Raw genomic sequence first — 809 nt, 5'->3', positions numbered from 1 at the left:
ATATCCGCAGCTTCGGTGACTGGCTTAGCCCCGTTACATCTTCCGCGCAGGACGACTCGATCAGTGAGCTATTACGCTTTCTTTAAATGATGGCTGCTTCTAAGCCAACATCCTGACTGTTTTAGCCTTCCCACTTCGTTTTCCACTTAGCCAATCTTTGGGACCTTAGCTGGCGGTCTGGGTTGTTTCCCTCTTGACGCCGGACGTTAGCACCCGACGTCTGTCTCCCAAGCTCGCACTCATCGGTATTCGGAGTTTGCAATGGTTTGGTAAGTCGCAATGACCCCCTAGCCATAACAGTGCTCTACCCCCGATGGTGATACTTGAGGCACTACCTAAATAGTTTTCGGAGAGAACCAGCTATTTCCAAGTTTGTTTAGCCTTTCACCCCTACCCACAGCTCATCCCCTAATTTTTCAACATTAGTGGGTTCGGACCTCCAGGGCGTGTTACCGCACCTTCATCCTGGCCATGAGTAGATCACTTGGTTTCGGGTCTACACCCAGCGACTGATCGCCCTATTCGGACTCGATTTCTCTACGGCTTCCCTATGCGGTTAACCTTGCCACTGAATGTAAGTCGCTGACCCATTATACAAAAGGTACGCAGTCACGGAACAAGTCCGCTCCTACTGTTTGTATGCACACGGTTTCAGGATCTATTTCACTCCCCTTCCGGGGTTCTTTTCGCCTTTCCCTCACGGTACTGGTTCACTATCGGTCGATTACGAGTATTTAGCCTTGGAGGATGGTCCCCCCATATTCAGACAGGATGTCACGTGTCCCGCCCTACTTGTCGTACGCTTAGTA

The 809-nt window shown here is 50.7% G+C and carries 1 rRNA gene; it reads right to left on the bottom strand.

Annotated features, from left to right (window positions below):
- A 23S ribosomal RNA gene (locus V3C40_RS28250) occupies positions 1–809 on the bottom strand; the annotation flags it as partial.

Source organism: Janthinobacterium sp. LS2A (assembly GCF_036543145.1).
In the GTDB taxonomy this organism is placed as follows: Bacteria; Pseudomonadota; Gammaproteobacteria; order Burkholderiales; family Burkholderiaceae_D; genus Janthinobacterium; species Janthinobacterium aestuarii.
The sequence above is the reverse complement of the archived record's forward strand: the minus strand, read 5'-3'. Positions and strand labels throughout refer to the sequence as shown.